This window comes from Mycobacterium sp. NAZ190054, from assembly GCF_001545925.1.
Lineage (GTDB): Bacteria > Actinomycetota > Actinomycetes > Mycobacteriales > Mycobacteriaceae > Mycobacterium.
Genome location: NZ_LMVQ01000209.1, coordinates 1 through 6,665, shown reverse-complemented (window position 1 = coordinate 6,665; position 6,665 = coordinate 1). Strand labels below are relative to the sequence as shown.

The following is a 6,665-nucleotide window of genomic DNA, read 5'->3' as shown; positions in this document are numbered from 1 at the left end:
CTTGATGTCGCGGTGCAGCACCCCGCCGGTGTGCGCGGCGTCGAGCGCGGCGAGCACGTCGTCGAGCATGGCCCGCACCTGCGCCGCCGGCAACGGGACCTCGGCGATGAGGTCGGCCAGAGTGCGGGGGAGCGGTTCGGCGATGTCGGCGATGCGGGTCAGCACCGTCTGCAGCGAATCCGGGTCGAGCCGCAGCGAGCAGTAGGTCAGGTCGTCGTCGTTGACCAGGATCAGCTTGCCCCGTGAAACCCCCTGCAGCGCGGGTACTTCCGTGGTCGTTCCGTCGACGTCGAGTTCTTCGCGGTGCACCCGGACCAGCTTTCCGGAGCCGTCGTCGTCGTAGACGCCCACGGCCAGCCGGTGCACGCGGGTCTCGCCGTCGCCCGGCTTGGCGCCGCCCTGGTCGATCGCGAACCGGGTGAACGTGCCGTCGGCGTCGACGTCGAACTCGGGGCGCAGCGTGTTCAGCCCGGTGGTCTTGAGCCACTGCCTGCCCCAGCCCGACAGGTCGCGTCCGGACGACTTCTCCAGCGCGCCCAGCAGGTCACCGAACGTCGCATTGCCGAACGCGTGGTCGCGGAAGTAGTCCCGCAGCCCGGCCAGGAACGCGTCGAGCCCGACGTAGGCGACCAGTTGCTTGAGCACGCTGGCGCCCTTGGCGTAGGTGATGCCGTCGAAGTTGACCTCCACCGCGTGCAGGTCCGGGATGTCGGCGGCCACCGGGTGGGTCGAGGGCAGCTGGTCCTGCCGGTAGGCCCAGGACTTCTCCACGTTGGCGAACGTCGTCCAGGCCTGCGTGTACTCGGTGGCCTCGGCCTGGCACAGCACCGACGCGAACGTCGCGAAGGACTCGTTGAGCCACAGGTCGTCCCACCACTGCATGGTGACCAGGTCGCCGAACCACATGTGCGCCATCTCGTGCAGCACGGTCTCGGCGCGGCGCTCGTACGACGCGCGGGTGACCTTGCTGCGGAACACGTAGTCCTCCAGGAAGGTCACCGCGCCCGCGTTCTCCATCGCGCCCGCGTTGAACTCGGGGACGAAGAGCTGGTCGTACTTGCCGAACGCGTACGGGACGCCGAAGTTCTTGTGGTAGAAGCCGAATCCCTGTTTGGTCTCGGTGAAGAGGCGGTCTTCGTCCATGTATTCGGCCAGGGACTTGCGGCAGAAGATGCCGAGCGGAATGTCGCCGTGGTCGTCGGAGTACCGGTCGTCCCAGCGGGCGTAGGGGCCGGCGATGAGCGCCACGAGGTAGGTGCTCATCCGCGGGGTGGCCTTGAAGGTGTGACGTCTGGCGCCCGAGTCGAGGTCCTCGACGGTGACCGTGGCGCCGTTGGAGATCACCTCCCAGTGCGCGGGCGCGACGACGGTGACGTCGAAGGCTGCTTTCAGATCAGGCTGATCGAAACACGCGAACATCCGTTTGGCGTCGGCGGTTTCGAATTGCGAGTACAGGTACACCTCGTCGTCGACGGGGTCGACGAAGCGGTGCAGTCCCTCACCGGTGTTGGAGTAGCTGCAGTCCGCGTCGACGGTCAGCACGTTGTGCCCCGCCAGGCCGGTCAGTGGGATACCGGTGGACTCGTCGTAACCGGAAACGTCGATTTCGGCACCGTTGAGCGTGGCACTTCGGACTGTGGCGGCAGCGAGGTCGATGTAGGTGTCCGCGCCGGCGAGGGCGTCGAACTCGACGGTCGTCACGGACCGGAAAGTGCGCTCACCGGGCTTGCCCGAACCGTCGGTCAGATCGAGGGCGATGCGGTAGCTGTCGACGGTCACGAGGGCGGCGCGCTCGGCGGCCTGGTCGCGGGTCAGATTAGGAAGTGCCACGCTCGACAACACTAGCCTCATCCCGGGAAGACGGGACGGGCCTCGTGGGTTGTGCCCAACGACGTCTGTCACAGCTGGATGCAGAAGAGAGGACCACGCAAATGTCTGAGAAGTCTCGCGCCGATTTCTGGTTCGACCCGCTGTGCCCGTGGGCCTGGATCACCTCGCGGTGGGTGCTGGAGGTCGAGAAGGTCCGCGACATCGACGTCGACTTCCACGTGATGAGCCTGGCAGTGCTCAACGAGGGCCGGGACCTGCCCGAGGAGTACCAGGAGGCGATGAAGAAGGCGTGGGGACCGGTACGGGTCGCGATCGCCGCCGAGCAGGCCAAGGGCCCCGAGATTCTGCGGCCGCTCTACACCGCGTTCGGCACCAGGATCCACGACCTGGGCTACCGCGAGTCCGACCCCGACTTCACCCGCGTCATCGCCGAGTCGCTCGACGAGGTGGGGTTGCCCGCCGAGCTCGCCGAGGCCGCCACCTCGACCTCCTACGACGAGGCGCTGCGCAAGAGCCACCACGCCGGTATGGACGCCGTCGGCCCCGACGTCGGAACCCCGACCATCCATGTCAACGGCGTCGCGTTCTTCGGGCCGGTGCTCTCCCGCATCCCGCGCGGCGAGGAGGCGGGCAAGTTGTGGGACGCGTCGGTGACCTTCGCGTCCTATCCGCACTTCTGGGAGCTCAAGCGCACCCGTACCGAGAAGCCCGCCTTCGACTGACTCCGCGGTTGTGTTTCCCCGCTGTTGCGTCCGGTTGCGGACCGGCGCCGGCGGGGTGACCGTAGAGCGGTGATCGCCGCCGAACCCACCAGCGAGCGCCGCATACTTGGTGCCGTGTCGACACAGGAACACCACCCAGCGCGTATGCCCACACCGCATCAGATGCTCGACGTCGCCGTCGAGGAGGCGCGAAAGGGGTTGGCAGAAGGCGGTATCCCGATCGGTGCCGCGCTCTTCGCGGCAGACGGAACGCTGCTCGGCAGCGGCCACAACCGGCGGGTCCAGCTCGACGACCCGTCCATCCACGCCGAGACCGACGCGTTCCGCAACGCCGGTCGTCAGCGGGGGTACCACTCCACGATCATGGTGACCACGCTGTCGCCGTGCTGGTACTGCAGCGGTCTGGTGCGTCAGTTCAACATCGGCGCCGTCGTGATCGGGGAGAGCCGGACCTTCACCGGTGGGCACGACTGGCTCGCCGAGCACGGCGTGAACATCACGATCGTCGACGACGAACGCTGCGTGGCGCTGATGCGCGAGTTCGTCGCGGCCAACCCCGCGCTGTGGGCGGAGGACATCGGCGAATGACGCGAGGAGCGAGCGGCAGATGAGTGTGATTGCCACGGTGGACCTTTCGCGCTGGCGCGCCGGTGGGTCGGCCGCCGGCGACGTCGCCGCGGAGGTCGACGCCGGGCTGCAGAGGGCGGGTTTCATCCTGGTCCGCGGGCACGGCGTGGACCCGTCGCTGGCGCGGGACGTGCGTGCCGCGGCCCGGGAGTTCTTCGCGCTGCCGGCTGAGGTGAAGGCGCGCTACTCGGTGCCCGTGGGCGGGCATGGCTGGATCGGGCCGGGCGCGGAAGCCAACGGCTACGCCGAGGGCACCGAGACCCCACCGGATCTGAAGGAGAGCTTCAGCCTGGGCGCTGACACCGCCACCGGCGACGCGGAGGTCGACCGGATCTGGTTCGCGCCGAACGTCTGGCCCCGCGAGGTGCCTGCGCTGCAACCGCTGGTCACCGAGTACACCGCGCAGATGCGGCGCCTCGCCGACGACCTGCTGGCGCTGTGCGCCCACGCGCTCCGGATGGCGGACAACCCGTTCGCCGAGCTGGCCAGCACGCCGACGTGGACGATGAACATCAACCATTACCCGCCGGTGAGTGTGGTCGGCGAACCCGAACCGGGCCAGTTCCGCATCGGCCCGCACACCGACTTCGGCACCGTCACGGTGCTGGACCGGGAGCCCGGTGCCGGCGGGCTGCAGGTGTATTCCGACGAGGCCGGCTGGCAGGACGCCCCGTACGATCCGGACGCGTTGACGGTGAACATCGGTGACCTGCTGGAGTACTGGAGTGGCCGGCGCTGGCCGTCCGGCAGGCATCGGGTGCTGCCCCCGCAACCGGATGCTCCCGAGGAGGACCTGGTGTCGTTGATCTACTTCTACGAGGCCAACCACGACGCGCTCGTCACGCCGCTGGCTCCGCCGGTCGGCAAGGTGTCCGGGTTGGAGCCGGTGACGTCGGCGGAGTTCATCAAGGAACGCCTCGACGCGATCACCGTCGGCTGAGCCGACATCGGGCCCGGCGGTGGTGGGAGAACCGGGAGGTAGGGTGTCCGCCATGCGCGTCTACCTCGGGGCTGACCACGCCGGATACGAACTCAAGCAGGCCATCGTCGAGCACCTGAAGGCGACCGGGCACGAGCCCGTCGACTGCGGCGCGTTCACCTACGACGCCGAGGACGACTACCCGGCGTTCTGCATCGCGGCCGCGGAGAAGACGGTGGCGGATCCGGCCAGCCTCGGCATCGTGCTCGGTGGTTCCGGCAACGGCGAGCAGATCGCGGCGAACAAGGTGCCGGGCGCCCGCTGTGCGCTGGCCTGGAGCACCGAGACCGCGGCGCTGGCCCGTGAGCACAACAACGCCCAACTCATCGGCATCGGCGGCCGCATGCATTCCACCGAGGAGGCGCTCGCGATCGTCGACGCGTTCCTGTCCACCGCGTGGTCGGAGGCGCCGCGGCACCAACGTCGCATCGACATCCTCGCCGAATACGAGAAGACCCACACCGCACCGCCGGTGCCCGGCGCGTAGCCGATGCCCGAAGGACACACGCTGCACCGGTTGGCGCGGCAGCATCAGCGTCGGTTCGGCCGCGCGCCGGTGATCGTGTCCAGCCCGCAGGGCCGGTTCGTCGACGGCGCCGCCGCGGTGAACGGCCGGGTGTTCAAGAAGGCCAGCGCGTGGGGCAAGCACCTGTTCCACCACTACGAGGGCGGCCGCGTCGTGCACGTGCATCTGGGTCTGTACGGCACGTTCACCGAGTGGCCGCTGCCCGACGACCGGACACAGCCGTTGCCGGTGGGCCAGGTGCGGATGCGGCTGCTGGGCGCCGAGTACGGCACCGATCTGCGCGGGCCGAACGTGTGCGAGGTCATCGAGGAGCCCGAGGTCGCCGACGTGGTGGCCAAGCTCGGCCCCGACCCACTGCGCCCCGATGCCGATCCCGAGCCGGCCTGGCGCCGGATCACCAAGTCCCGCAGGCCGATCGGCGCACTGCTGATGGATCAGAGTGTGATCGCCGGGGTCGGCAACGTCTACCGCAGCGAGCTGCTCTTCCGGCACCAGGTCGACCCGTTCCGGCCCGGAACGACGATCACCGCCGACGAATTCGCCGACCTGTGGACCGATCTCGTCGCGCTGATGAAGGTCGGCGTACGGCGGGGCAAGATCGTCGTGGTGCGCCCGGAGCACGATCACGGCGCACCGTCCTACCGGGAAGGCCGCCCGCGCACCTACGTCTACCGGCGGGCGGGTGAGCCGTGCCGGGTGTGCGCGACACCGGTCCGGACGGTCGAGCTCGAGGGGCGCAACCTGTTCTGGTGCCCGACCTGCCAGGCCTAGCGATGGCCTCGCCGGGCAATCCTGTGAGATAGCCGGGAGAATCTGCGCGTGGAACTGATCCTGGTTGTCGTCGGGGCGATCATCGTGACGGCGATGGCGCACCGGCGTGGACTCGAGCCGGCGCTGATCATCGTCGTGGTCGGCATCGCGGTGTCGTTCGTGCCGGGATTCGAGGCACCCGAACTGGACTCGCACATCCTGTTGTCGGTGGTGCTGCCTCCGCTGCTGTACTCCGCGGCGTTGAACTTCTCGTTCCCCACCTTCCTGCGCAACGTCAAGCCCATCCTCGGCCTCGGGGTCGGACTCGTCGTCGTCACCGCCTTCACCGTCGCCGCCGTGTCGTCCCTGCTGGTGGTGGTCCCGTTGACGTTCGCGACCGCGCTGGTGCTGGGCGCCATCGTGGCGCCGCCCGACGCCGTCACCGCCGTCGCGGTCGGGCGCAAGCTCGGGCTGCCCAAGCGGGTGATGACGATCCTGACCGGGGAGAGCCTGATCAACGATGCGGCGGCGCTGGCCCTGTTCTCGGTGGCGGTGGCACATGTCGCCGGTAACCACACCTTCATCGAGAACCCGCTGCTGCTGTTCGGTTACAGCGCGGTGCTCGGGCCGGCCGTCGGCGCGGCGCTGGGATATGTCACGTTGTGGATCCGCCGGCGGCTGGCCAACCCCGCCCTGGAGACCGTGCAGGGGCTGATGGTGCCGTTCGCGGCGTTCATCCTCGCCGAGGAGATGCACGCCTCGGGTGTGCTGGCCGTCGTGGTGGCCGGCTTCATCGTGGGCAGCGGGACGGTGGACGCCGGCTACCAGACGCGCCTACAGGAGCGGTACGTCTGGAACTCGGTGGACGTTCTGCTCGAAGCGTTCGTATTCGCCTATATCGGACTGCATCTGCGCTTCGTCCTCGAAGATCTGCGACAGGCACACGAATCCCTGGCCCAGGTCGCCGTCGCCTCCGTCGTGGTGTTGCTCATCGTGCTGGTGATCCGGCCGCTGTCGGTGTTCGCGATGTTCGGCAGGGGAGTGCTGGCGCGGCAGGTCGAACGACGGCTGAGCGTGCCGATTCCCGACGGTGGCCGCGGGGCGCTGGGCACCACCACGACGGGCACCGCGGCGTCACTGCTGACGCTCGGTGCGCTGCTGGCCATCTATGACGGCGCCGAGGTGATCCTCAAGCCGGTGTTCGGCACGCTGGCCGACCGGATCGGCGCAC

Annotated in this window: 7 protein-coding genes; 6 read left to right on the top strand and 1 reads right to left on the bottom strand. The window is 68.8% G+C overall.

Features of this window, described 5'->3' with window-relative positions:
• Positions 1 to 1,830 (bottom strand): aminopeptidase N (gene pepN / locus ASJ79_RS15635; RefSeq protein WP_067956694.1); only part of this gene is annotated, 1,830 nt, incomplete at its 3' end.
• 101 nt (positions 1,831 to 1,931) lie between these two features.
• Here pepN and ASJ79_RS15630 point away from each other — a divergent pair.
• The 6 genes from ASJ79_RS15630 to ASJ79_RS15605 all read left to right on the top strand — a co-directional run.
• Entirely contained in the window at positions 1,932 to 2,552 is a 621-nt protein-coding gene (locus ASJ79_RS15630) for a DsbA family protein (protein WP_067956691.1), read from the top strand.
• A 144-nt stretch (positions 2,553 to 2,696) separates the two neighbouring features.
• Entirely contained in the window at positions 2,697 to 3,140 is a 444-nt protein-coding gene (locus tag ASJ79_RS15625; RefSeq protein WP_067956688.1) for a nucleoside deaminase, read from the top strand.
• Positions 3,141 to 3,159: 19 nt separating this feature from the next.
• Positions 3,160 to 4,119, top strand: coding sequence for an isopenicillin N synthase family oxygenase (locus tag ASJ79_RS15620; protein WP_067956686.1), 960 nt, complete (start codon positions 3,160 to 3,162; stop codon positions 4,117 to 4,119).
• Positions 4,120 to 4,171: 52 nt separating this feature from the next.
• Positions 4,172 to 4,645 carry a ribose-5-phosphate isomerase gene (locus ASJ79_RS15615; RefSeq protein ID WP_067956697.1) on the top strand — a complete coding sequence of 158 codons (474 nt, stop codon included), beginning with the start codon at positions 4,172 to 4,174 and terminating at the stop codon, positions 4,643 to 4,645.
• A 3-nt stretch (positions 4,646 to 4,648) separates the two neighbouring features.
• On the top strand, positions 4,649 to 5,455 hold the full coding sequence (locus ASJ79_RS15610) for an Fpg/Nei family DNA glycosylase (protein WP_067956684.1): 807 nt from the start codon (positions 4,649 to 4,651) through the stop codon (positions 5,453 to 5,455).
• A gap of 48 nt (positions 5,456 to 5,503) precedes the next feature.
• Positions 5,504 to 6,665: sodium:proton antiporter (locus ASJ79_RS15605; RefSeq protein ID WP_231750864.1), on the top strand; the 1,162-nt coding region annotated here is incomplete at its 3' end.

What these genes read in the sequence shown, in the direction of transcription:
- ASJ79_RS15630 (WP_067956691.1), top strand. Translation starts at nt 1,932, where the DNA reads ATGTCTGAGAAGTCTCGCGCCGATTTCTGGTTCGACCCGCTGTGCCCG.
- ASJ79_RS15615 (WP_067956697.1), top strand. Translation starts at nt 4,172, where the DNA reads ATGCGCGTCTACCTCGGGGCTGACCACGCCGGATACGAACTCAAGCAG.
- ASJ79_RS15625 (WP_067956688.1), top strand. Translation starts at nt 2,697, where the DNA reads ATGCCCACACCGCATCAGATGCTCGACGTCGCCGTCGAGGAGGCGCGA.
- ASJ79_RS15620 (WP_067956686.1), top strand. Translation starts at nt 3,160, where the DNA reads ATGAGTGTGATTGCCACGGTGGACCTTTCGCGCTGGCGCGCCGGTGGG.
- ASJ79_RS15610 (WP_067956684.1), top strand. Translation starts at nt 4,649, where the DNA reads ATGCCCGAAGGACACACGCTGCACCGGTTGGCGCGGCAGCATCAGCGT.